This is a genomic window from Slackia heliotrinireducens DSM 20476 (genome assembly GCF_000023885.1).
Classification (GTDB): Bacteria; Actinomycetota; Coriobacteriia; order Coriobacteriales; family Eggerthellaceae; genus Slackia; species Slackia heliotrinireducens.
Window position 1 is genome coordinate 2,346,631 of the sequence record NC_013165.1, and the last position, 24,497, is coordinate 2,371,127.

The 24,497-nt window shown below is 62.3% G+C and carries 21 protein-coding genes; 1 reads left to right on the plus strand and 20 read right to left on the minus strand.

Features of this window, described 5'->3' with window-relative positions; translation table 11 throughout:
- Positions 1 to 9: 9 nt before the first annotated feature.
- The 17 genes from cbiB to SHEL_RS15320 form a co-directional block, all read right to left on the minus strand.
- Complete coding sequence (gene cbiB / locus SHEL_RS10375; protein WP_012799228.1) at positions 10 to 981, minus strand: adenosylcobinamide-phosphate synthase CbiB; 972 nt, start codon at positions 979 to 981, stop codon at positions 10 to 12.
- Complete coding sequence (locus SHEL_RS10380; RefSeq protein ID WP_012799229.1) at positions 981 to 2,381, minus strand: cobyrinic acid a,c-diamide synthase CobB; 1,401 nt, start codon at positions 2,379 to 2,381, stop codon at positions 981 to 983. The genes cbiB and SHEL_RS10380 overlap by 1 nt, the downstream gene beginning before the upstream one ends.
- Entirely contained in the window at positions 2,378 to 3,733 is a 1,356-nt protein-coding gene (gene cbiT, locus SHEL_RS10385) for a precorrin-6Y C5,15-methyltransferase (decarboxylating) subunit CbiT (protein ID WP_012799230.1), read from the minus strand. Before cbiT ends, SHEL_RS10380 begins: the two co-directional genes overlap by 4 nt.
- Positions 3,723 to 4,532, minus strand: coding sequence for a precorrin-6A reductase (gene cobK, locus SHEL_RS10390; RefSeq protein ID WP_012799231.1), 810 nt, complete (start codon positions 4,530 to 4,532; stop codon positions 3,723 to 3,725). Before cobK ends, cbiT begins: the two co-directional genes overlap by 11 nt.
- A complete protein-coding gene (gene cobM, locus SHEL_RS15475; protein WP_012799232.1) occupies positions 4,529 to 7,132 on the minus strand; it encodes a precorrin-4 C(11)-methyltransferase in 2,604 nt (867 codons plus the stop codon). The genes cobK and cobM overlap by 4 nt, the downstream gene beginning before the upstream one ends.
- Positions 7,129 to 8,574, minus strand: a complete 1,446-nt coding sequence (gene cbiD, locus SHEL_RS10400; protein WP_012799233.1) for a cobalt-precorrin-5B (C(1))-methyltransferase CbiD — start codon at positions 8,572 to 8,574, stop codon at positions 7,129 to 7,131. Before cbiD ends, cobM begins: the two co-directional genes overlap by 4 nt.
- An 816-nt stretch (positions 8,575 to 9,390) precedes the next feature.
- Positions 9,391 to 10,596 carry an ABC transporter permease gene (locus tag SHEL_RS10405; RefSeq protein ID WP_041422559.1) on the minus strand — a complete coding sequence of 402 codons (1,206 nt, stop codon included), beginning with the start codon at positions 10,594 to 10,596 and terminating at the stop codon, positions 9,391 to 9,393.
- Complete coding sequence (locus tag SHEL_RS10410; protein ID WP_041422560.1) at positions 10,593 to 11,324, minus strand: ABC transporter ATP-binding protein; 732 nt, start codon at positions 11,322 to 11,324, stop codon at positions 10,593 to 10,595. The genes SHEL_RS10405 and SHEL_RS10410 overlap by 4 nt, the downstream gene beginning before the upstream one ends.
- A gap of 1 nt (position 11,325) precedes the next feature.
- On the minus strand, positions 11,326 to 12,936 hold the full coding sequence (locus SHEL_RS10415; protein ID WP_012799234.1) for an efflux RND transporter periplasmic adaptor subunit: 1,611 nt from the start codon (positions 12,934 to 12,936) through the stop codon (positions 11,326 to 11,328).
- A 217-nt stretch (positions 12,937 to 13,153) separates the two neighbouring features.
- Entirely contained in the window at positions 13,154 to 13,594 is a 441-nt protein-coding gene (locus tag SHEL_RS10420; protein WP_012799235.1) for a NusG domain II-containing protein, read from the minus strand.
- Positions 13,595 to 13,603: 9 nt separating this feature from the next.
- Complete coding sequence (locus tag SHEL_RS10425) at positions 13,604 to 14,650, minus strand: FAD:protein FMN transferase (protein WP_126513813.1); 1,047 nt, start codon at positions 14,648 to 14,650, stop codon at positions 13,604 to 13,606.
- A 9-nt stretch (positions 14,651 to 14,659) separates the two neighbouring features.
- The gene (locus SHEL_RS10430) at positions 14,660 to 15,022 is read right to left on the minus strand and encodes an FMN-binding protein (RefSeq protein ID WP_012799237.1); all 363 of its coding nucleotides are present in this window, start codon (positions 15,020 to 15,022) and stop codon (positions 14,660 to 14,662) included.
- Between the two features lie 199 nt (positions 15,023 to 15,221).
- Positions 15,222 to 16,448, minus strand: a complete 1,227-nt coding sequence (locus SHEL_RS10435; RefSeq protein ID WP_012799238.1) for a Gx transporter family protein — start codon at positions 16,446 to 16,448, stop codon at positions 15,222 to 15,224.
- Positions 16,449 to 16,559: 111 nt separating this feature from the next.
- Positions 16,560 to 17,456 (minus strand): proline iminopeptidase-family hydrolase, encoded by an 897-nt coding sequence (locus SHEL_RS10440; protein ID WP_012799239.1) that lies wholly within the window; start codon positions 17,454 to 17,456, stop codon positions 16,560 to 16,562.
- A 459-nt stretch (positions 17,457 to 17,915) separates the two neighbouring features.
- A complete protein-coding gene (locus SHEL_RS10445; protein WP_041422871.1) occupies positions 17,916 to 18,515 on the minus strand; it encodes a GNAT family N-acetyltransferase in 600 nt (199 codons plus the stop codon).
- A gap of 63 nt (positions 18,516 to 18,578) precedes the next feature.
- On the minus strand, positions 18,579 to 19,805 hold the full coding sequence (locus SHEL_RS10450; protein WP_012799241.1) for a Bcr/CflA family efflux MFS transporter: 1,227 nt from the start codon (positions 19,803 to 19,805) through the stop codon (positions 18,579 to 18,581).
- A 29-nt stretch (positions 19,806 to 19,834) separates the two neighbouring features.
- Entirely contained in the window at positions 19,835 to 19,981 is a 147-nt protein-coding gene (locus SHEL_RS15320; protein ID WP_012799242.1) for a hypothetical protein, read from the minus strand.
- 119 nt (positions 19,982 to 20,100) lie between these two features.
- On the opposite strand from SHEL_RS15320, the gene SHEL_RS10455 reads away from it, so the two are divergent.
- A complete protein-coding gene (locus SHEL_RS10455; protein WP_012799243.1) occupies positions 20,101 to 21,552 on the plus strand; it encodes a solute carrier family 23 protein in 1,452 nt (483 codons plus the stop codon).
- A gap of 428 nt (positions 21,553 to 21,980) precedes the next feature.
- Here the strand turns inward: SHEL_RS10455 and SHEL_RS10460 are convergent, their stop codons facing one another.
- The 3 genes from SHEL_RS10460 to truA are packed head-to-tail and all read right to left on the minus strand — an operon-like array spanning position 21,981 to position 24,444.
- Positions 21,981 to 23,366 carry a sodium-dependent transporter gene (locus SHEL_RS10460; RefSeq protein ID WP_012799244.1) on the minus strand — a complete coding sequence of 462 codons (1,386 nt, stop codon included), beginning with the start codon at positions 23,364 to 23,366 and terminating at the stop codon, positions 21,981 to 21,983.
- A gap of 59 nt (positions 23,367 to 23,425) precedes the next feature.
- Positions 23,426 to 23,632 carry a hypothetical protein gene (locus SHEL_RS10465; RefSeq protein WP_012799245.1) on the minus strand — a complete coding sequence of 69 codons (207 nt, stop codon included), beginning with the start codon at positions 23,630 to 23,632 and terminating at the stop codon, positions 23,426 to 23,428.
- Complete coding sequence (gene truA / locus SHEL_RS10470; RefSeq protein ID WP_012799246.1) at positions 23,629 to 24,444, minus strand: tRNA pseudouridine(38-40) synthase TruA; 816 nt, start codon at positions 24,442 to 24,444, stop codon at positions 23,629 to 23,631. Before truA ends, SHEL_RS10465 begins: the two co-directional genes overlap by 4 nt.
- Positions 24,445 to 24,497 lie beyond the last annotated feature (53 nt).

Genomic DNA, 24,497 nt, shown 5'->3' on the forward strand with positions numbered 1-24,497 from the left:
GCCATAGCATCACAGGATGCCGACCCAAAGAACGGCTGCGAGTGACATTGCGGCCAGCACGCTGAGCGTCGACGTGGCGTACAGCAGCCGGTTCGCACGGACGATGTCGTCGGACTCGATGTCCCGAACGGGATCGCCCAAGGTGGGTTTTGGTTTGTACACGCCGCCGTAGGTGCCGCCGCCGGCAAGCTGGATGCCCAGCGCTCCGGCACAGGCGGCTTCCGTGTGGGCGGAATTGGGAGACGGGTGCTTCAGGCGGTCGCGACGGAACATGCGCCATGCGCCTTTCGGGTCCTGCCCGACAAGGCCCGCCGCCGCGCACATGAGTGCGCCTCCGATGCGGGCGGGCAGGAAGTTCAGCACGTCGTCCAGCTTGGCCGCTGCGGTCCCGAAATGCCGGTAACGGTCGTTGACGTAGCCCACCATGGAATCCATCGTGTTGACGGACTTGTAGGCTACCGCGCCCACCGGCCCGAAAAGCGCCATATAGAGGAGGGGTGCCACAACGCCGTCGCTGGCGTTCTCGGCGATGGTCTCCACCGTCGCCTTGGTGATGCCTTGGGCGTCCAGATTCCGCGTGTCGCGTCCCACGATCATGCTCACGGCATGGCGCGCGTCTTCCAAAGAGCCGCCGACCAAGGCGTCATATACCTTCATGCTCTCGACCTTGAGGGATTTGCAAGCCAGCATCTGGTAGCAGACGAGGCATTCCACCCCGAAGGCGAGCCATCCGCTGATGAGCCCGCAGGCCCAGATGAGTCCGGCGGCGCAGGCAGTGGATATGCCGGCGACCAACACTGTCAGGCACACGCCCGCCCAGAACTCCCCTTTGTCGGTTTTGGGAAACGCCCGCCTAAGCGGGTTCTCCAGCGCAGCGATGAGCCTTCCGATCCAGCGCACTGGATGCGGCAGGCTGTACGGGTCGCCGAACAGCAGGTCGGCCACGAACCCCACCGCGATGCAGGCCACATGGTGAAGCATCAGGCATCGCCGTCCTCGGTGGGACAAAAGGGACTGTCCCCTTTGTCCCATTCGGCACAGGCGCGGACGAATCGGGCGGCGGCTGAAGGCGCGCCGGGAAGATACAGGTGCGGAAAGCCCGCATGGAGGGTCGGCGTGCACATGCAACAGTCCCAATGGCGGGCGGACTGGGGCTTGCGCGCGGCGAAGGCGTCCCCGCATGCGTCGCAATCCCAGTAATGGAACTCATGTGCCGGAAGCGTATCGCCCTCGCAGGCCAGAAGCCCGTCCCGTCGGGCCGAAAGCGTCACGTATCCAAACCGCTGCAGGCGCCCCGTTTTGAACCCGCGCCCGTCGAGCGCGCCGACCATCGGCCAGGCTTCGCCTTCGGCATCCTCCAGCTGCTGCTGCAGGTACAGAAAGCCTCCGCACTCGGCCACCGTAGGCATGCCCGCTGCCACGGCCCGCCGGATCGACTCGAGCATCCCCGTGTTTTCGGAAAGGATCTTGGCATGCAGCTCCGGATAGCCGCCGCCCAGATACAGGCCGTCGCAGGCCGGAAGCTGCGCATCGCGCAGCGGCGAGAACCTCACCAGGCGCGCGCCCAGTTTCTCCAGCAGGCGCAGGGCGTCTTCGTAATAGAAGCAGAAGGCCTCGTCATAGGCCACGGCGATGGTCGGGTTGCCATCCGCCTTAGCAGGAAGCCCCATCGGTTCGAAGGCAAGCGGCTGCGCCGACGCGGCCAGCCTCAGCACCGCATCCAAATCGATGCAGGCCTCAACCGCATCCGCCAGGCCGTCCAGCTTGCGCTGCAAATCGGACACCTCGTCTGCCAGCACCAATCCTAGATGCCGGCTCTCAAGCGACGCGTTCTCCACGTCGGGAAGGTACCCGAAAACGGCAACGCCGCATTCCTCCTCGATGACCTGCTTCAACCGAACATACATCGCCTCCGACGTGCGGTTCAAGATGATGCCGGCCACCATGCTGGGGGTGCGGAAATTCACGAAGCCCTGCACCTCCGCCGCGATGGACCGGGCTCGGCTGCGTCCGTCCACCACCAGCAGGGCCGGAGCCTCAAGCGTGCACGCCACGTCCCACGCCGAAGCGTCGCTGCTCAGGGCAACGCCGTCGTAGTAGCCCATGACGCCTTCCACCACGGCGATGTCGGCACCTTCGTTCGCCTCTGCGAACAGGGCCTTCGCCGTGTTCTTGCCGGCCAGGAACAAATCCAGGTTGCGGGAGGGCGCCCCCACCACCCGGGTGTGGTACATGGGGTCGATGTAGTCGGGGCCGCATTTTCCGGCACGCACGTCCAAACCCCGGCGCACCAACGCCCGCATGAGCGCGCAGGCGACCGTGGTTTTGCCGGAGCCGCTGGACGCGGCGCCTATGACGATGCGCGGTATGGAGGCGATCATCGTGCACCCGGCCCGTCTGCACTCAGCATGAACACAGGGTTTTCCGCCTTCATCAGGTGATACTCGCCGACCTGATGGCTTCGGGCTACCGACAGCTGGATGATTTCCGCATGCTGAAGCCCACAGGCCGCAACCGTTTGGGCCAGCTGCGCCGTCGTTTCCAAAGTGACCGCCGTGGCCACGATGCGCACCTGGGGATTCGCCGACACGGCCGCCTGTATGACATCCGCCATGGAACCGGTCGTCCCACCGATGAACACGCAATCGGGAGCCGGGAGCCCCGCCAGCGCCTCGGGTGCGCGGCCTTGCGTCACCGTCACGTTGCCAAGTCCGAACTTAGATACGTTTCGCCTGGTCAGCTCGACAGCTTCGGGCCGCATTTCAACCGCATGCACCTGTCCGGCGCACGCCGCCCGGGCGCAGGCCACGGTAATCGAACCTGTGCCCGAGCCTACGTCCCACACCACGGAATCGGGCGCGATGCCCAGCTTGGACACCGCCACGGCCCGGATTTCCTCTTTGGTCATGGGAACCATGCGTCCCCCTTCCGACGAGCGCTCGAAGGCGTCATCGGGCAGGCAGGCCGTCGTCGGCGCAGCCGCAAGGGGGTTGAACACCAGCAGCACCGCCAGATCGTCGAAGGTCAGCCCCGCAAGCTCGTCCACGGTGCCGCAGACGAACCGCTCGCCGGGATACGACAGGCCCTCGCCCACCACGGCCCGCAAACCACCGAACCCGGCATCCTGCAGACGCGCGCACACGTCCTGGGCCTTGGCCTTGCCGCCTGTCAGGAAAAACGTCTTTGTATGGCGGCGCACCTCGCCCGCCACGTCGCAGTCGCGTCCGTGGGCCGAGGTGGCGAACACGTCCTGCCAGGGCAGGCGCAGCTTGTCGCAGAAATAGACGAGCGACGACACGCCCGAATGAATCTTCACGCTGCAGGCGAAGCCGCCTTCGGCAGGAGCGGATGCGGCCCGGGGCATGCCGTCGGCGTCGATGTCGAAGTAATCGGCCTGGATATGACCGTCTTCCACCATGAAGAACCCCGCCCGCCGCTCCGTCTCGTAAGGCGCCAGGGCACGGTGGATGCCCGCCGCACCGCTGTAGAATCCCACGTCGCCGGAAAGCAGGATGCTCGCCTGCGGCACGTCCGCATGGGCCTTGAGGGCATCCACTATGTCATCGGGTCGGTACAGCGGCAGCTGCGCGGCGCCTTCGGGTGCGAAGGGCCCCAGTTTGTCCAGCAGCCGCTGCGCGCCGATGACCAGTCCGCTTCCCTTCAGGGCCATATGGGCCGCCACGGTCATGGTGTTCAGCGTGCCCATGCCCGCGCCGATGATGTTAACCAGCATGATTCGCTCCTCGCTTCCGCAGCATGCCGATGACCTGCGCCACCGCTTTGTGGACGCTCAAGCCCTCTTCCTCAACGGGCCGCGCGATCACCACCAGCGTGCAGCCGGCCTCCTTCGCCGCATCGGATTTCTCCTGGAATCCGCCCTGCCTGCCCGACGCCTTCGTCACCATGACAGAAATGCCGAACTCCTCGATCAACGCCATGTTCAGCCTCATGGAGAACGGACCCTGCATGGCTATTATGTGCGACGGCGCAAGGCCGGCCGACAGCGCGAGGTCGAGGCTTTCCCGCGCAGGCAGGATACGCGCGTACACCCGCTCGGCAAACCCGTCGATGGCATTCGCGAAAACGGGAAGGTCCTTGGTGCCAGTGGTCAACAGGATGTTTCCCGCCAGGTCATTGGCGATGCGTGCAGCCTCTTCGACGGTCTGCGCCGTCAGCCACACGTCGTCGGCGTCTTCCGCCCGCGTCACCCGGATGAGGGACAGCCCCACCGCACCTGCCGCCTGCGCGATGTTCGCCGTCACATCCGTCGCGTAAGGATGGGTGGCATCCACCACGCACAGGAAGGACTCACGGCCCATGAGAAGTTCCATGTCGTCTGCCTGCTGGCGGCCGACCAGGCAGGCCAGGTCCTTATGGGGCGGCATGACGGCCGCGCCGTATTCGGTGGCGACGCACAGCACCACGCGGCACATGCCCGTGGCCAGCAGACCCTCGACCAGCGTGCGCGATTCCGTGGTGCCGCCGTACACGAGCACCGTCGGGCGCGAATCGTTCGAAGCGGGCTGCATCATTCGTCCCCCCTTTGCAGATAGCCGCGAGGCGTCACCATGGCACCGCCGATGCGCTTCGTCTGGCTGTTGCCGACGAACACCGTGGTGAACATGTCGACGGCGGTTTCCCGCAGTTCAGACAGGGTGCACGTGCAGGCCTCCTCCCCGTCGCGGCCGATGTTGCGCACATACCCGCAGACGGTTTCGGGCGAAGCGCCCGCCGCAAGCAGGACGTCGCAGGCCCGCTGCAGGTAGTCGGGCCGCTTGTGGGACGAGGGGTTGTACAGGCACACCACCATGTCCGACGACGCGGCCGCCCGCAGGCGGGCTTCGATGGTTTCCCACGACGTCATCAGGTCGGATAGCGAGATGACCGCAAAATCGTGCATGAGCGGAGCACCCAGCACCGCCGCGCCGCCCGTGGCCGCCGTGATGCCGGGGACAACGTCGATGTCCACCACCTCACCGGCTTTTTCGGCCAGCTCGAAGCACAGGCCGGCCATGCCGTAGACGCCCGCGTCCCCCGAGCAGACCATGGCCACGTTCTTGCCCTGTCTGGCCAGCTCAAGCGCTCGTTCGCAGCGCTCGACCTCTTTGCGCATGGGAGTGGTGAACATCGGCTTGTCCGGAAACTCCTCGGCCAGCAGGCCGGCGTACACCGTGTAGCCCACGATGATGTCGCTGGCCGAGATGGCCGCACGGGCCCGCCCCGTCATGTCCTGGCCCGCCCCCGGCCCGATGCCTACCACGGCAAGCTTGCCGGCGCCCTTTCGGGCGAACGACGGGACGACCGGACGGACGGCCAGCGCGACGGTCACGCCATCTTGCGCCTGCTTGGACGTCAGCAACGCGCCGCCCGCAGCCACCGCGGCGCGCTCGCACACGTTGCCCACACCGGTGGTTTCCTTCACAAATTCGGAATCGGAGAACGCGCCCGGCACCTTCTCCAGCTCCTGAGCCGAGAACGTCTGCAAAGGCCAGTCATGGGCGCGGACGACTTCCAACAAGCCCTGCTCATCGGCCTTCAGATCGATGGTTGCCAGCCCGGCCACGCGACGCATGTCGATGCCGGCGCAGTCCAACGCCTGGCAGACGGCCTGCTCGACAGCAGCAGCCGAGGTGCCGCGCCTGCAGCCTATGCCCACAATCACATCGCGGGGCATCAGGTGCAGCGTGGTTTCGAAGGGGTTCGCGTCCACGTCATGGGTAATCACGAAGCCGACGGAAGGTTTCGCATCCCCGGCGCCTGCAGCCGTCACACCCGTCGGAAGATCGCCTTCGCAAGGCACGTCGCTCGAGAACCCGACAGGCTCCCCTTCAAGAAGCGCCGCCGACACGGCCTTGGCCGCATCCCGCTCGACAATGCAAAGGCCCTGCTGGAAGGCCCATTCGTCAACGGCGAACAACCCGTTCACATCGGTGGCCGTCGACACGGCGGCCCTGCCTCCCACAATGGAGGCAATGCGGCGGGCCAGCTGGTTCGCGCCGCCCGCATGCCCCGAAAGCAGCGGCACGGCGAAGGTTCCCCGCTCGTCGACGCTCACCACCGCAGGGTCGCTGAACTTGTCCTGCACATACGGCGCTACAGAGCGCACGGCGATGCCCGACGCGCCCACGAACACGATGGCCGTATCCTGCCAATGGTGGCCCGTCCACGCCGACAGATTGCCGTACGAGGCGCATTCCGCCTGTTTCGCCAAGCGTTCAGGCGCGAACACCCGCACATTCCATCCGTCGTCAGACAATGCGCTTGCGATGCGTTTACCCAGTTCGCATCCTTGTTTTGTGAACGCTGCCAACGCAAGGGCCCGACTTGCGGAAGCGCCGCCGTCCATGTCGTCGGCAGGCGTCTCCTGCGTCTTTTCCGGCTGGCTGGCCTCGCGGAACATATGGGAGAAGGTGGGGTCGTAAAGCCTCGAGCGGTCGAAGCTTGTGCCCAGCACGTCGCCCACCACGATGAGCGCCGTGTTCTTGATGCCGTTTTCGGCCGCCGTTTCGGCCAAAGTGCCCACCGTGCAGCGGAACACCCGCTCGTCGGGCCAGGTGGCCTTGTACACGATGGCCGCCGGGGTGTCGTCCGTATAGGCGCCTGCCACCAGCTCGTCGTGCACCGATTCCAAAAGGCTCGTGGACAAAAACAGCACCAGCGTGCAGCCGTGGCGGGCCATAAGCCTCAGCTTCTCGCCGTCAGGCACGGGCGTGCGCCCCTCCATACGGGTGATGATGGCCGACTGCGATATGCTGGGCAGCGTGTATTCGGTCTGAAGGGCCGCCGCCGCGCCGCCGAACGCGGACACGCCGGGCACTACGTCATAGGAGATTCCCGCATCGTCCAACAGCCGCATCTGCTCGCGGATGGAACTGTACAGGCTGGTGTCGCCTGTATGAAGGCGAACCGTCATGCCGCCTCGGGCCTCGCAGGCCTGCATGCATGCGACGACCTCCTCCAGCGTCATATGGGCCGAATCGTGGATTTCGCACTGAGGGCCGCACAGGTCCAGCAACGCCGGATTGACCAACGAGCCCGCATAAATCACCTGATCGGCCGCGCGCAGCAGGTCGGCCGCGCGCAACGTGATCAAATCCGGGGCGCCGGGCCCCGCTCCTACGAAATGAATCATGAACCTGCGATCCCTTCGATACGTAACAAACCGTCAGCGCCCGGGGTCTTGCCCAAAAGCCCGTGCGCCAGAGAGAAAACAATGCATTCCACCTGCAGATTATCGCCGGCACGCTGCTGCAGGCGCTCGCCCAGCCGCTGCGTCAGCGACGCCATGGCAGGCCCTAAAACGCCCTCATCCTGCAAGATCGCCAGCGCTTCGTCGGTGGTGATGCTCTGCATGATGGCCTCCACGGCATCGCAGGATGCGCCGGCCAGCGCCCCGTGGGCGGCCAGCACTTCCGCACGGGCGTCCGATGTGCGGGAATGGGTGTTCATATTGCCTGCCGACACCTTCGCCAACTTGCCGATGTGACCCACCAGCAGCAGCGTTTCGAATCCGAGGCTCGAGGCGATGTCCAGCGCCTCTCCTATATAGTTAGAGCATTGCACGGCCTCGTCCACGTTGAGGCCCAGCTCGCCTTCCGCATAATCGCGCCCGTAGTTTCCAGGCATGACCAGCAGGTGCGTGGCGCCCTCCGCGCGGCGTACGTTCATTTCGGTGCGAATAGTGTCCACGATGGCCTGCTCGCTCATGGGCCGCACGATGCCCGACGTGCCCAGAATGGAGATGCCGCCTTCGATGCCGAGCCGCGGATTGAAGGTGCGCCGCGCCACCTCCGCCCCTCCCGGGACGAAGATTTCCACGCGCAGGCCGCCGACGTATCCGTTCGACGACGCCGCCTCCGAAACCTGTTCGGCAATCATCTCGCGCGGCACATGGTTGATGGCCGCCGCACCCACGGGCTGGTCCAGCCCCTCGCGGGTGACGCGGCCCACGCCTCCGCCTCCGTCGATGTCCACGCCCGGCCCGTCGGTCCGGCAGACCCGCGCGAACACCAGCAAACCGTCGGTCACATCCGGGTCGTCGCCCGCGTCCTTGCGGACCGCGCACTGCGCCCAGCCGTCTCCCGATGAGTATTCTTCCAGCTCAACCGGCACTTCGATACCCGCGGGCGTCAAGATGCGCACACCTGGCAGCGCCGTCCCGGCAAGCAAGAGCTCCGCCGCGCCGCGGGCGGCCGCAGCCGCGCACGTCCCTGTGGTGTAGCCGCAGCGCATGTTCTTCTTCCCCACCTGCAGATAATGCTCGAAGGCGGGTTTCTCGACAGGTTCGGGCGCAGAATCGTGCATCGGCATGGCAGCCAGAGCCGCAAGGTCCCGAAAACGCTCTTTGACCATGCGAATGCCCGCGTCGCCTTCGTGGGGCTTCGTACAGCCGGTGCAGTCCTTCAGCCCCTTGTCGTTGTAGCGGAAATCGCCACCGCAGGCGGGACCCAACGCGTATAGAGGGCAGTAGCAGAACGCGCAGTTGAAGGTGTCCAGATCCGCGCCCTCGTGGCACGGGAAATACGGACAGTCCCGATGCGTGAAAAACGGGAAGCTCGGTGCGCCTTGTTCCATGGCCCTCCTTTCGGTCGAAGCTTATTCTGCGTCTGGCTGTCGGCCGCGCCAACTTCGCGGCGATGCGGCCTGTGCAGTAAAGCATTTTCTCACTTCGAGACCAACCGCAAAAGGGCTATGGCCCATGCTGCCCCAGAAGCGGCTCAACCATACACCGAAACCGCAATGGTTATGGTAGGTTTGTGAAACGCGCTGTTTCAGAAAAAGTTTTCTACCGTTAACTTTCAAGATGGTGTATAAAGTTACCAGCGGTTAACAATCCGCACAACCCCTCACCTTTCCGTAGGCGGGCGGCACGGAGCCACGTTTCCTTCCCCTTAGCGTTCTCCGGTCGGCCCGCCAATCTTTTTCATTCGGCAAATCTCTGAGTTTTTGCACGTTTTTCCGACTTGGAGGTTTGTATAGAGTTTGCAAGTTCCGCCCTCGATGCAACGGCATTTTGGCAAAAAGCTCTGACCAGGTGCGATGCAAACAAGCCCTTTCCGAATCGGGACCTAAACCCGCAGCTCGCCCTTCATCGGAGGCAAAACGGGTCGAAAACCCCTTCGATAAAACCTCCAAGTCGGTCTTATCGACAAAAAGTGCCGAAAACACCGGACGAAACGGCAAACGAAGTCCTTCAGGCCGACGCATCGGAACCTTGAAACGCCTGCAGTGCCCTTGCGCCTGGCCCCTGTGCGTTCCCGTCCGCCTGGCTCGGCATCCGCGCCCCGCCCGGCAGAACACCGCGGCCTTCTGCACCTACCTTGCACGATGCAGCGACGCACCGCCCACCCCGCAAGAAAGCAGGCCGCCATGCGCGGCCTGCGAAAACTCTTATTGGTAATGCAACGATTCGACCGGGTCGAGCTTCGCGGCGCGCCGCGCTGGCCCGTAGCCGAAAACCACGCCGATGCCCGTGCAGATTCCAGCCACAATCAGCATGTCCCGCAGCGAGAAATAAGGCGTGACGGTCATGCCTTCCGCCAAAGACGAAGCAACGCCCGAAAGCGCAAGGGCGCTTCCATAACCCACAAGGATGCCGATAATGCCACCGATCAGGCACAACGCAATCGACTCGATCAAAAATTGCTTTGTGATGTCGGCATTTCGCGCGCCCAGGGCCTTGCGCAGACCAATCTCGCGGATGCGCTCGGTCACGTTCGTCAGCATCATGTTCATGATGCCGATGCCGCCGACCAGAAGCGAGATGCTTGCAACCGCCGTCATCATGAGCTGGAACGACATCATCGTGGCGTTCACCTCGTCCAGAAGCGACTGCATGGTCTGTACGTACACGTATCCAAGACCGCTCTCGTCGTCTTCCTCGCTTATCCCGTAACGTTCCCGCAGATACGATTCGGTCCTTTCGCCGAGAGTCGCCATGTCGGCGTCTTCGGTGGCAAACCCCACGATCGTGTCGACGCTCGCATACCCAGAGATACGGGCCACGCAGGTCGGGAACGGGATATAGGCCGAGCCTTGGTTTACAAGCAGACTGGCGGATTCCACCACGCCCACTACCACGTACTCATCGTTGCCGATGGTGACTCGTTTGCCGGCGGCTTGTTCATCCGCTCCGAACAGTTCGCGAGAAAGATAGCTGTCGATAACTACCGACATGCTGCCCGAAGCCAGCTCGTCGTCAGTCAAAAGACGCCCCTCTTTCAAAGTCATGCCCATTGCGTCGAAGAAATGTTCCCCGACGCCCATCACAGTGGATTGCTGCTGCTTGGTGCCTGTGGAAACCGTGCTGGACGACCATTGCGCACCAGCCACATAGTCGTACCCATCCACATTCTCTTCGATTCCAGCAAGGTCTTCGAAGGTGTTCTCCTGTCCCGTGTACAGATCGATCATCACCATGCGGGATTGGTCAAGGCCAAGCTCACCCACCAAGGACTGCTTCACGCCTCCGATAAGCGACACCATGGCGATGACAGCGGCAATGCCGATGACGATGCCCAAAATGGTCAGGAAGCTGCGGCCCTTGTTCGCCGCCAGCGCCGACCAGGTTTCATATAGAAGGTCCCTGATTCTCACGTGCGCCCCCTTCCGAGGTTCGAACTTGCCGCCACCATGGCACGCTCCTCCTCGTCGGTGAGCAGCTTGCCGTCTCTAATATGCACCGTGCGATCGGCCCAGTCGGCGACTTCGGGGTCGTGGGTGATGAGGACTACGGTTTTGCCGGCGTCACTCAGTCGCCGGAACGTGGTCAAGACCATATGGCCCGTGGCAGAGTCCAGGTTGCCGGTCGGTTCGTCGGCGAGAATGAGTGCCGGGTCGTTGACCAAGGCGCGGGCGATGGCCACGCGCTGCATCTGGCCGCCGGACAGCTCGTTTGACTTGTGGTCGAAATACTCGGCTGGCAGGCCCACCGACTCCAGCGCGTCACAGGCGCGCGTCAGACGCTCGGACACGGGGCAATCGGAGTAGATCAGCGGCAGCATGACATTGCGGATAACCGTTGCACGGGGCAGAAGGTTGAACGACTGGAACACGAATCCCAGGCGGGTCGAACGCACCTCTGCAAGTTCATCGTCATCGAGCGTGGACACGTCAATCCCCTCGAGGAAATACTGTCCCGACGTAGGCCTGTCCAAGCACCCCAAGATATTCATGAACGTGGATTTTCCCGAACCGGACGGACCCATGATGCATAGGAACTCGCCCCGCTCCACCGTTAGCGACACGCCGCGCAAGACGTGGGTGAGCCCGGCCTTGCTCTCATATATGCGATGTATGTTGCGAACATCCAAGACGGGAGGCATGCTAGTATCCCATCATCGCGCCGTCGTCTTCGAGCATTTCGCCTTCGAAGCTCGGTATGAGCAGCGTGTCGTCCGCCTGGACATCGCCGGTCACCACGGCTGTGGCGGCATCCTGAGCCTGCACCTCCACAGTGCGGAGCTCGACCAAATCGCCGCCGGCGTCATCGGTGCCCGTGACCACTTGCACGTCGAACGTCCCGTCGCCATTGTCGATAAGCGCCGATGTCGGCACCATGAGCACATCCTCCAGGCTTTGCGAGACAATCTTCACGCTGGCGGTCATGCCGGGTTTCACCCGTTCGTCGGGTTCGGGAATAACCAGTTCGACCGCATAGGTGACGATGCCGCCCGGCTGGTAGGACTCGCCTTCGCCGGGGTTTCCGGAAGCCAACGTGGCAATGTGGCGCACCTCTGCATCCAGCTCCACGTCCGGCAACGCCGCAAAGGTGACCTTTGCCTGCTGGCCCTCTTGCACGTTGTTGACATCGACTTCGTTCACTTGAACGGTCACCTGCAACGACTCAAGGTCGGCGATGGTCACAAGCGAGCCCGTCGCCTGTGACGTTCCGCCTTCGGCCTGACCGATGGCGGCGCCTTCTTCGGCGGACATGGCGATGATCGTTCCCGACTTGGGCGCCTTCACCGTGCGCTTCTCAGCGGTGGCGACGGCCTGGTCGTATGCGTCCTTTGCGGATTGGAGGGCGATGTTGGCGTTGTCGAGCTCGATCTGGGCATTGTCCACAGCCAGCTGCAGCTCTTCTGTCGATACGCTCGGTTGCTGAACGGCGTAGGCGTCGGAATCCCCCGATCCGCCATAGTCGCCGTAATCGGCATACTCGCCGTAGTCGCCGGCATCGGCATATGCGGCGCCATCGGGCGATGTGTCGTCTTCGGGACCGTTGATGTAGTCGGTCCTCACCGTAGCCGCCTCATGGGGCCTGTACGTAGCCCAGCTGAATTCGGCGGCACCGTACGGCCGCTGAACCTTCGCCGAAGCCAATCCGTTGATGCCGCTGTTGGCGTCGGACAAGGCCTTCTTCGCGTTCTTCAAGGCCAGCTCAGCAGAGGTCACGCCGTTTTGCGCGGTCTTGACCTGCTGGTTGGCCTCCGTTACCGCTTTGTCCAGGGAATCGTTCTTGATGTAGAAGAGGACGTCGCCTTCTTCCACCTGGTCGCCTTCGGCAACCTGCACGTCGGTAATGATGCCGTCAACCTCCGGCGTGACCACGACTGAGGAAGCGGGCTGCGTCGACCCAGATGCAGACACATTGGCTTCGAAAGTCCCCTGCTCGACGTATCCGTATTCCGCCTCAGGAAGAGCATCCACGTTGTTCGCGTTGTTCCAGAGGGCGTACCCGCCTACGCCCACGGCAAGAACCGCAGCAACTGCAGCGCCACGAATGATGCGCTTGCGGCGCTTCTTCTTGCGGCGGCGTTCAAGCGTCTGATAGGCGCTCAGTCCTTCGATTTCATCTGAAGTAGGAGAAGACTGTTCGTCAGGCGATGCAGGTACGGTATTGGGAATGCCCTGCAAAGGCGCGGGAGGAACCACATTGGGGTTCTCACCTGCCGTGGGAATGTTGATGGCAGACTGCTTCCGTTGGAATAACATGGTGCCCCTCTCAAGCGTGCTGTGTTTATAGTACGATTCCTGCATAAGGAGAGCGTTTATTCACCTTACACGGATGGACGATGCCCTTGGTGAAGAGAGGGCAACAAGTCAGAAACAAAGCATAGTGCAGAGGGAAGGCACCTGGCCGCATCGGACACGCGCAACCAACGCCCCACAGGCGCGAAATCCGACAGGCGCCGCGTTCGATCGATTCGAGCTAGCGGGCCACCACGTCTAAGTCCTCGTCGGCCTCGGAATCAGAACCGGCTACGGCCTCCACGTCCATGGAGCCGCCGCTTTCGCCGGATCGGACCACTTCGATCCACAGTTTATGGGGAAGACAGATGATCTGGCGGCCTGGCGCAGAAACGCTTCCCTGGCGCATGCAGTCGTGGCCGTCGCAGTCGGCGTCATCCATGTACACTTCGCCGTCCTGCACCACGACGACGTTCGTGCCCAGGTCAGTGGTCACTTCCAGGGTGTCGTCGGTGTCCAGCGGCATCTCGTACACGTTGCCGTCGGAGTCGTGCACCATGGCGACCAGCTCGCCGTCCGAGCCGCCGCCCAGCATCATGCCGACGACCACGAAAGAACCCACCAGAACGGCGGCTATGACGGCGATCGCGATGGCCGTCGTTGTGTTCACCTTGCCCGCCATGCGGTCCTCCTATAGAAGTTCCATCTGGGAATTCTCAGTTTGCAGAATGGTGCCGTCGTCCAAAACGAGCAGACCCTGCAACGATTGGCGCCCCTCGATGAACGCCAAGGCATCCTCATGATTCATCATGAACAGCGGCTTGGTGAAGCCGTCGCCGTCGATGGACGCCTCGGATACGATGGTGGCTCCCATCACGTCGGTTTCCACCGGATATCCGGTCTTCGGGTCCAGAATGTGCCAATAGCGCCTGCCGTCCTCTTCGAACACACGCTCGTACAGGCCGCTTGTCACCACAGAGGTGTTTTCGGAAGCTATCTTGGCCAGCACATTGGATGAGTCCGCCGGATCCTGGATGCCCACGTTCCACGGGTTGCCGTCGGGCTTGCATCCCAGGGTTTTCACGTTGCCGCCCAGGTTGACGAAAGCGCTTTCGCACCCCTCGTCCAACAGCAGGTTCACCAGGTCGTCGGCGATGTAGCCCTTCGCGATGCCGCCCAGGTCGATCTTGCCCTTGGGGTCGGCCAGCGTGACGGTGGTGCCGTCCACCATGACCTGCGTGTAATCGATGTGGGTGACGGCCTCGGCAAGCTCGTCGGGGTCGGGCACGATGCCCTCTTTGAAGTCCCACAGCGACGTGGCCGCGCCGATGGTTATGTCGAAGCGCCCCTCGGATTCGTCGCAGTACACGAGCGCCTTCGAGATGAGGTCCGCCGTGGTCGGTTCCACCGTAACCGGCTCGCCGCCTGCGGCGTTGATGCGTCCCACATCGCTTCCTTCGATGGTGCGCGACAGCGTGTTCTCGAAGAAGGTGCACCTATCCTGCAGCTTGACCATCACCTCCATGGTGGTGGCCGCCTTGATGATGATGACCGTGTCGAACGCGAAGAATTCCACCGACTGGAGCCCGTCGTCTTCCGATTCCAAGCTCATGAGGACCTTATCCGCATCGGCGGAAACATCCGGTTTCTGACGCGAGCAGCCAGGCGCCAGAAAACAACCGAGCGCACCGGCCGAAGCCAGTGCGCCCAGATGCGTGAATGTACGTCTTGTCAGCAAGTCTGATGCTTATGCAGCAGCCTGAGCCAGAGCGTCTTCGACAGCGGCCTTGACGCCGTTAGAGGTCAGGGTTGCGCCGGCAACGCCCTCGATTTCAGCGGACTGAGCCTCTTCGATCTGAGACTTGAAGGTGCCGTCAGCAATGGCCTCGGCGCCACCGATGCCCGCGGTCTCGCCCGGGTCGGTGATCTCGTCAACGGTGATCTGGTCATCGGCGATGGTCAGGGTGACGGTGATGTCGCCGCTCTTGCCGGTGCCGGTGCCGGTGTAGGTGCCATCGTTGTACATGGAGCTGCCGCCGCCGCAGCTAGCGAGCAGGAGCATGGCGCTCATGGCGAAAGCGCAGGCCGTAACCGTAAGGATCTTCTTCATTTCTTGTCCTTTCGACATGGCGTACGGACCCCTCCTCCGCATGCCTATTTAATAAAACGAAGGTATTCTATCAGAAAAAGAAGAGGACGCGCGTCAATTTGGACGTTGCAAGGAAATTGTTTCATTCGCGCAACACTTATTCCCCATTGTGTTCACGTTGCGTACATATTGCCGCAAGCGCCTTCGCGAAGGGCGCCCGTCAGGAGTCTTGACTTATGCGCCCCATAACGGCCTCGGCATAGGAGTCTGCACGTGACGCTTCCCATACAGCCAGGTCGCGAAGGATGTTCGCATATACCCCTGCTTTGGCGCGCAACGAAACATCCGGGTCTTCCGGCTTAAGCCGCTGTGCGCGCAGCGTTCTGAAATGCTCGACCATGTCGGGGGCCGAACGCATGGCCACGTCGACCGCGAGCATCAAGCCTTCCAAGGGGATGCCGATGCGCGACAAGGGCCCCGACAGCCTTGCGAGCGACGCAGCCGCCTCGTCCAGTCGGACCACGCGCATGAACGCCACGTTTGCCGCCACGATGCACGCGAGCCGCACCAGCATGCGCGCGGTCTCGTGCAGGGCGTCGTAGGTCACCATCAGGCCTCCGATGGCGAAAGCCGCGTCGCCTTCTTGAAAGCTTATGACCTGAAACACCATGGTGAACAGGGCGATGGCTGCAAGGGGCTTGAGGGCCTTCAACATGTCTTTGGGCCTGACCTGCGCATACACAAGCATGGCCAGAGCAAGCGCTGCCGAGGCACCCAGCGTGCGGACCCCTGAGAAGTTGAGCACCGCCACCACGTACACCACCAGAACCGCGCACGCGATCCTAAACGGCACCTGGCGTGCGGATTGCGAACGGCTCGCCGGCAGCGCCGCCTTTCCGGCCTGCGGCGAATCGGCCAGGGGCATGCCGGCCGGCGGCTCGGCAGCCGCGCTTTCGTCGGCACCTTCCAGCGCCTGCACTGCCTGGTTGGCCAGAAGCCCGCTCACCGTGCCCGTCAGGCAGCCGGCGACCAGCAATATGGGCAGGCTGTACCACACGAGCGGTGTACCTAGCAGGACCGATGCCACGGCAAGCTGCCCCACGTTGTGAAGCATGCCGCCGGCCGCAGACACCACGGCAAGATGCAGGCCGGGCACGCGAATCAGCAGGGCCATGGCCGCAAACGCCAGCAGCGTGCCGGCGACCGAATAGGCCATCATGATGGGCGAGCCGAACAGGAACCCGGCGGCCAGCACCTTCACCATCGCGACGAAAAAAGCGCTCTTCGTGTCGTAGCGGACCAGGGCCACCAGCACCACGATGTTGGCCAAGCCCAGCTTGACGCCGGGTATGGGGATGGGCACGAAGGTCTCGACATAGCTCAGCAGCAGGGCGAACGCCGCCAATACGCCGACATGGGCCCACCGCCGGGCCTCTTCGATCTGCATGCGTCCACCTCCTCGTGCCGCGCTGGTTTTCCGTTCGTCCTGCACATTGTGCCAAAAAGAAAACGGGAGGCCCCGTTGCGAGCCTCCCGTGCATCGAATCGTCAGATATGCCTACTCGTGGCGCTCGATGAAGTTCTCCACGGCCTCGAAGTATTCTTTGGCGTGGGTGGCGTTGCCGATGTGCGCCGCGCCCTGGACCAGCACCCACTCGGTGCCTGCGGGCATGGCGTCGTAAGCCTCCTTGATCAGGAACGGCGTGGCCTCGTCGTTGGTGCCGGACAACAGCATGGTGGGCACCTTCAGGTTCTTGACCTGGTCAAGCACGTTGAAGTCCTTCATCTTGCCGGTCATGACGAATTCGCTTGCGCCCTGCATGACGTTGAAGCACTCGCCCACGTTCTCGGGCTTGAAGGCCTCCTGCACGAAATCCGGCCAGGGGTCGCAGCCCACCACATGGCGGCGGTAGTACTCCATGTAGGCGGCTTCGCGCTCGGGGGTGCTGTAGTCTCCGCCGGCGGCCTCGGCCTCGGCGATGGCCTTCTGCATCTCTTCGGGCAGATACAAAATCAGGCGGTTGGCCTCGGACAACCACGTCTGGCAGTTGTACGGGGAGCCGTTGACGACCATGGATGCCACGCCCGTGTCGTCCCTCAGCATGCACATGGTTGCCAGCATGCCGCCCCAGCTGTTGCCGAACAGGTGGAAGTCGTCCAGGCCCAGCGCATCGCGCACGGTGAAGAACTCATTGATCCACAGGTCGTAATCGTAGAAGTCGTCCTCCTGGTGAGGAATGTTGGATTTGCCGCAGCCGATCTGGTCGTAGAAGATGATCTGGCGGTCGTACAAATCGGCCATGTCGCGGTAGTTGAGCAGGTACAGATGGGTGTCGCCTGGGCCACCGTGCAGGATGAGCAGGGGTTTCTTCCCGTTGTCCTTCCGCTCGCCGTAAATTTCGTAGTACGTTTTGAAGCCCTTGTAATCGATGTAGCCGGATTTCATTTCAGCCATATGCGATCTCCTTCGCCTGAAACTGTAGGACATTGGCACTGCATGCCACACGTGCCCTCCCATTGTATAACCTTTGAAATGAATTCACGACCTGAACTTGACTTTGTGGCTCCGTTTAGCACCGCGCAGCCCGACCGGCCTGCTCCTTTCGCCCAAAACCTCGATTCCCGCCAAGAAAAACAAGTAATGTACGGCCTGGAGTCCGCTCTAAGCATGATATCGAGATATCGCCGAAAAGCGGTTTGCAAAACCCCAGTTAAAACCGCGTGTGCGTTTCGGGGCCGACATATTCGTTTCCCAAGTCGTACACTAGTTGTTTTTCTTGGCGGAAAAGGCCCTATTTCGCAAAAGTTGTGGGCGAAGGCGCACGAAATGGCACGCATGTAGCAGATCCGCAACGTGGTTCCGTGTGGTTGAGTCGCGCAAGCGCCCCGGCATCAGACGAAGCGCCTGGCGACGTCACGAGTTCAGAATGTTCTCCAAGTCGCTTGCGACCTGCGGAAACCACCGCACTGGAGGCTGGTCGGCGCAATGCTCGCCGATGAGCTTCTCCATCCACACCATGTCGTACCACCGGTTGAACTTGAATCCGCACTTCTCGAACCTGCCCACCATGCGATAGCCCATGTGGTCGTGGAACCCGACACTGTTGTTGGTCAGATACTCGTCTTCCACAGGGGCGTAGGCGATGCACGCCTCCAGGTTCAGGATACCTTGGGCGGCCAGCACCTTCTCGAGCGCATCGTACAGCGCGCGCCCCGTGCCCCGCGTGCGGCCGTCGCGGCGTACGTACACGCTGGTCTCCACCGCCCAATCGTAGGCAGGCCGCGCGTGGAACTGCCCTACATACGCGTACCCCTGGATGCCGTCGGAGCTTTCCGCCACCAGATAGGGATACTTCTCCAGCGTGCCGGCGATGCGGCGGGCGAACTCCTCGACGCTTGGCACGTCGTATTCGAAGGTGATGGCGGTGTTCTCGACGTAGAACGCGTAGATCGCCAGCAGCTCTGCCGCATCCGCAGGCGTCGCCGCCCTGATGGTAAGCGCGTTGGTGGCCATGTGCATCCTTTCACAGTTCGGAGCCATGCGCATATGGTACTCCCCTTTTGGCTGACGGAACAGCTATTTGACGCCGCGAACCGGGTACGGCGACTTCAGCAGGACGACCCACAGAGCCACCGCCGCCGTGAAGAACACCAGAATGGTGCCTGCGTCCGCCGTCACGAAGTCGGGCCAGCTCAGAGCAGCCACCACCGAGCCCAGCGATCCGAAAGCCGTGAACGTGAAGTTGATGAGCGAACTGGCCGAGCCGGTATCCGTCTCGTGCTGCATGAGCAGGACGTTGGTGGTGCCGGGGCGGATGGCTGACGACATCATCAAAAACGGTGCGATGGTCAGGACGAACATCCATGGCGAACGCTTCGCGAACAGCAACATGAGCCCCGCGAACACGAACGCCCCGACCATGGTGGCCTCGATGAGCGTCTTCGTTTTGAAGTACCGCGAAACGATCAGGTAGACGAAAGGCGCTGCGACCATGATGAGGGCCGTGCCTGCGAAAAACAGGCTGTACGCGCCCGAGCTCAGCCCGAAGAAATCCATGTAGACGTAGGAAGACGTGGTCACGTAGCCCATGAACGGGGCCGAAACGAGCGCCAGTGTGACCAGCAGCAACGTAAACCCTTTGTTTCGGGCCACGACGGCAAGGCGTCCGAAATTGCCGGCCAGCGACCCGGTGTAGCGCATCTCCGGCGGGTTCGACTCGCGGTAGACAATCGCAAGGGCGAATGCGGCCAGGCCCGTGCCGGCAAGCACCCAGAACACCACGCGCCAGGTGGCGAAGGTGGAGATCCAGCCGCCGATGACGGGAGCCACGACCGGCCCCAAGGCGCCCGCCGCCTGCGTCACGATGAGCACGCGGGCCCTTCGCTCCTCGGGAAAGCAGTCCTTCGTGATGGCCATGGCGATGGCGCCGCCCGCGCCTCCGCCCAGGCCCTGCAGCGCGCGCAGGGCCAGCAGCACGGCGATATTCGGGGCCAGGGCGCATCCGATGCTGGATGCGACGAACACGCCGAGACCCGCCAGAAGGATGGGTTTGCGGCCGAACTTGTCCGAGATGGTGCCGAACAGCAGCTGGCCCACGCCGAACATGAAAAAGAACGCGATAATGGATGCGCTGGCCACGGCCGACGAAGTGCCGAGATCCTCCCGCAGCTCGGGCAGCGACGGCATGTACATGTCGGTGGCCAGCGGCGGAAACACGCTGAGCAGCGTTATGAACACGATGAGCATGACCTTGCCCATAGGCTGGTCGATAAGAAGATCGGTTTTCTTGTCTGTTGCGCCCATATGCTCCCTTCCGATGTGACTTTGGGAGCTTACCAGAGCTTTCGGCGCATCAAGCCCGGCATGCCGAACCACCTGCGAAAAAAGCTGACTTTCGCACCTTTCGCAACACATGCCACGTCTTGCGCGAGACGGTTAGATTCGGCTTTTTGACCGTCGTGCAGGTTCAGCGACAACATTACAATTTTCTTTGTGTTCGATTTGTGAACTCCGTTGAGGACATGCGGTGTCTTGTACGGAGGTCACAGGGCGGGGATGCATATCCCCGTGCTTGTTTCTTGAGGTAAAGAGGTTGTCTATGGCTTTCATGAAAAGGTCGTACGGCGGCGTACAGCCATACATTCCGTGTGGCCTGCTCCGTATCCGCATCCCATTCGTCCATTTCAAAATCTCGCCTCCGGAAATCGCCACGGGTTTGATGAACGCCTGTACGTCCTACGGTGCGCTGGCGGTCCTCATCACCACCTTGGGGCTCGATCCGGAAGTCGCGTGGGCGCTGGTCGTCTTCGAGACCATGCTCTACACCTGCAACTGGCTGCTCGGCGAACCTTCAATTTGCGGCTGGATCACCCCGGCCATGGCCATCGTCGTCGTATACCTCGAAGGTTTCGATCCAGGCGTCACACGAATACAGGCGCTTACCGCCGTCGAGCTGGAATTGGCCGCCATGTTCATCATATTGGGTTTGACAGGCCTCTCGAAAAAGCTGAACACGCTGGTCCCGCCAGCAATCAAGGCGGGCATCGTGCTTGGTGCCGGCGTCAACGCCGTATACGCCCGTCTGAAGGAGGGCGGCGCCCTGGACACCGTCACCTACGGTTGCCTGGCCGGCCTCATCGTCGTGTTCTTCCTCATGTTCAGCCAGCGCATCCGCAAGCACATGGCCGAGCATAGGTTCCTGCAGATCCTGGGCAACTACAGCTTCCTGTGGGCGGTCATGGTCCTGTTCATCGTCGGCGGCATCACCGGCGAGTTCGACTACGACTTCTCCGGCGAAATCATCAAGGTCCCCGACTTCGGAGCCCTGTTCGCCACCGTGTCCCCGTTCTTCATCGGCTGGCCTTCCGCCGAGCTTTGGATTTCCGCACTGCCCATCGCGGTCATCGCCTGGGTCATCGCCTACGGCGACTTCATCACCGTCCAGCAACTGGGTCTGCAGGCGCAGCGCGAGGACGAATACATCGAGTTCGACCCCAACCGCACCAATGTCATCTGCGGCATCCGCAACTGCCTTCTGGGCCTGTTCGCGCCCTACCCGGCGCTTGCCGGCCCTCTGAGCGCACCCTACTGCGTGGCCACCTACCAGCGCTACAAGCAGAGCGGACGCCAGGGTATGGATTCCATCTACGACGGATCCGGCACCAACATCATCTTCACGGTCATCGGCCTGTTCATCTACCCGTTGTACGAAGCGTCCTTGGCCGCCTCGGCCGCGCTGCTGGTCGTGGTGCTGTGCATCCAGGGCTTCGTCTGCGCGCAGATCTGCTTCGATTTGGCCCGAGACAAGCTCGACCAAGGCATCGCCGGCATGATTGCGGGCTTCATCATCGCCCGTGGCGGCGGCTTCGGACTGATCGCCGGCGTGGTGCTGTACCTGCTGCTGTGCGATACGGCCAAGATCAAGTCCGACTACGCAGGCAACAAGGAACGCCAGCGCATCGAGGATGAGAAGACCCAGAAGATGCTCGACGAGCTTGCAGCCCGCCGCGAAGCCTTCAAGAAGGGCGAACTTCAGGAGGAAGAGGCCTAAGCCTTCAGCCAACCCCATACGCACGCAGGCCCGCCGATCGGCGGGCCTTTTTTATATATAGAGAAACCAACGTGGCCGAAGCGTTGCTTCCCATGCGAAGCGGCCGATGCTTCCACCCGTCCCCATCCGCAGGACCCGGCAAATGCCGACGCGTCGCACCTTCCGCATCCGCAGGACCGGTGCGACCCCACCCGCACGGACACCCTTTCCAGCCGCTCGGGGATGCCTCCAATGCGCCAAGCACAACCCCATCTGCATGGGCATCCTTTCCAACCGCCAGGGGCTGCCTCCAATCCCCCAAGCGCGACCCCGCCTGCATGGACACCCCTCCCCTAGCCGAAGGCCTCCGGGCCACGCATCCTGCTTCCCAAATACAAGAAAGGCCGCCGGAAAACCGACGGCCCTGACAATTGCCGATGTGCGAAAACCTAGAAACTGACGAACCCGAACTGCGCGGCCACGTACGAAACCAGGATGATGACGATCAGAACCGGCGCGATGAATTTGATCATGGCGACCCATGCCTTTTCAGCCTTCAGGGCGCTGCCTTCCTTCATCTCGTCGATAAGCACCTTGGGCTTGATGACCCAACCCACGAAGATGCAGGTCCCCAGCGCCACGATGGGCATCAGCACGACGTTGGACACGAAGTCGAACAGATCCAAAAGCGTCGAGCCATCGCCCAGCGGCTCGATGAAGCTCAGGCGGTTGTAACCCAGGTTCACGAAGATTCCGACGATGACCATGACCGCCACCGTGATGATGAAGCATTTCCTGCGGCTCCAACCGGTGCCGTCGGACACGATGGACACGCAGGCCTCGGTAAGCGAGATTGCGCTGGTCAATGCGGCAAACAACACCAGAAGGAAGAACACGCAGCCCACGACAGGCGCCATAGCGCCCAAGCTTTCGAACAGCGTAGGCAGGGTGCCGAACATGAGGCTGGGGCCCGCCTTGGCGGCTACGGCCTCGCCGCTTCCCAACGCCACGAAGGACGTCGGTACGATCATGAGGCCCGCCAGGAAGGAAACGCCCACATCGAACACGCCGATACGGGTGGCCGACGATACGATGTCCTCGTGCGGTAGCAGGTAGCTTCCGTACGTGACCATGATGCCCATGGCCAGCGACAGGCTGTAGAACATCTGCCCCAGAGCGCCCACCAGAAGCTCAGGGGAGAACTTCGAGAAGTCGGGCTTCACGTAGTACAGCAGGCCGTCCACGGCGCCCGGCAACGTCAGCGTGTAGGCCGACAGCAGAATGGCCATCAGGATAAGGGCCGGCATCAGCACCAGGTTCACCTTCTCGATGCCGCGCTTGACGCCCAAGGCAACCACGACGAAGGTAATCGCCATGAACAGCAGCATCCAGAAGAAACTGGAGAACTCGCTGGTGATGAAGGAGCCGAAGAACGATTCCGACGCGATGTCCGCAGGGCTGTCAAGCACGTACGAAGCGGCGTATTTGGCCACCCAGCCACCGATGATGCAGTAGTACGGCGTGATGATGAACGGCACCGCCGCCGCTAGAAAGCCCAGAGGCTTCCAGCGTTTGTCGAACGCCGCGTAGGCGCCGATGACGCTCTGGCGCGACGCGCGGCCCAAGGTGATTTCCAAAAGGAGCATGGACACGCCGAAGGTGAACACCAGCACCAGATATGTAAGCAGGAACATGCCGCCGCCGTATTTGGCCGCCAAATACGGAAAACGCCACATGTTGCCCAGACCGACGGCGCTTGCAGCACCCGCGAGGATAAACGCCCATTTGCCCGACCATGAAGATCGGGTCATGCTTTCGAGATTCGATTCTGCCATTGATTCCCTTTGTCTTCGAAGATAAGTACAAGGTACCATATCCCCGAAGCGGCCTTGCGTCAATCCAGCTGGCTAAAGCGCCGGGGGTCAACGGCGCACAAATGGCCGTCCGCATCTTCATACAGCGCCATTTTCCCGTCGCGGCTTTCGCAGATGTGCTTGAACCGGGCCAGCGAGCTGTTATCGAGCGGAACGCGACCTTTGGTGCCAAGCTTTTTCGGAAGTGTGGTCCAATCTTGCCGGACGCGGTTGCGACGCTTCATCATTCGTACTCCACATGCCAGAACACGAGACCCTGGGCCGGAGCGTTCTGTCCTGCGGCACCGCGATTGCGGGCCTCAAGCACGTCGCACACCCATTCAGGGTTGCGTCTGCCGCGGCCGACCTCCACCAGGGTTCCCACTATGGTGCGCACCATGGAATGCAGAAACGCATTGCCCACAACGCGGACGGTTGCCACCTGTTGGCCAAGAATCTCCTCTTCGAACACCTCAAGCTCCATGACGTTGCGGCACGTGGGCTTGCCCACAGCCGAAGCCGCCACGCAGAAGCTCTTGAAATCATGCTCACCGATCAGGTGCACGGCAGCACGGTTCATGGCGTCGATGTCCAAATCGACCCCGCCCAGGTGCCAGACCAAAGGCATGATGAGCACAGGCCGTGCGGCAGCCGTGGAGATACGGTAGCGGTATTCGCGCCATTTCGCATCGAAGCGGGCCGAAAACCCGAAGGGCTTTTCCTCCACCACAGACACGGACATGTGGTCGTCCACCAAGGCGTTGAGCGAACGCAGAAGCGAACGCGGCGTGCGCGAGGCGAACTCGTCCTCGGTCACGTCGAAACTCACCACCTGGCCGATGGCGTGCACGCCGGCGTCGGTGCGTCCTGCACAGGTCGTGCGCACGTCGCGGCGGTACAGCACCCGCAGGGCATGCTCCAGTTCGCCCTGCACGGTCATGACACGGTCGCATTCGGCCTGGCGTGCGAACCCCGCGAAGGGTGCGCCGTCGTAGGCCACCTTGCACGCCAAGGTGCGAGACAGGTTTTCAGGCTGAGGTATGTTCTGTTCGAAATCCATGGCGCACAGTATACCCAAAAGCGGCGAAGGCCCGAAAGACCTTCGCCGTCATT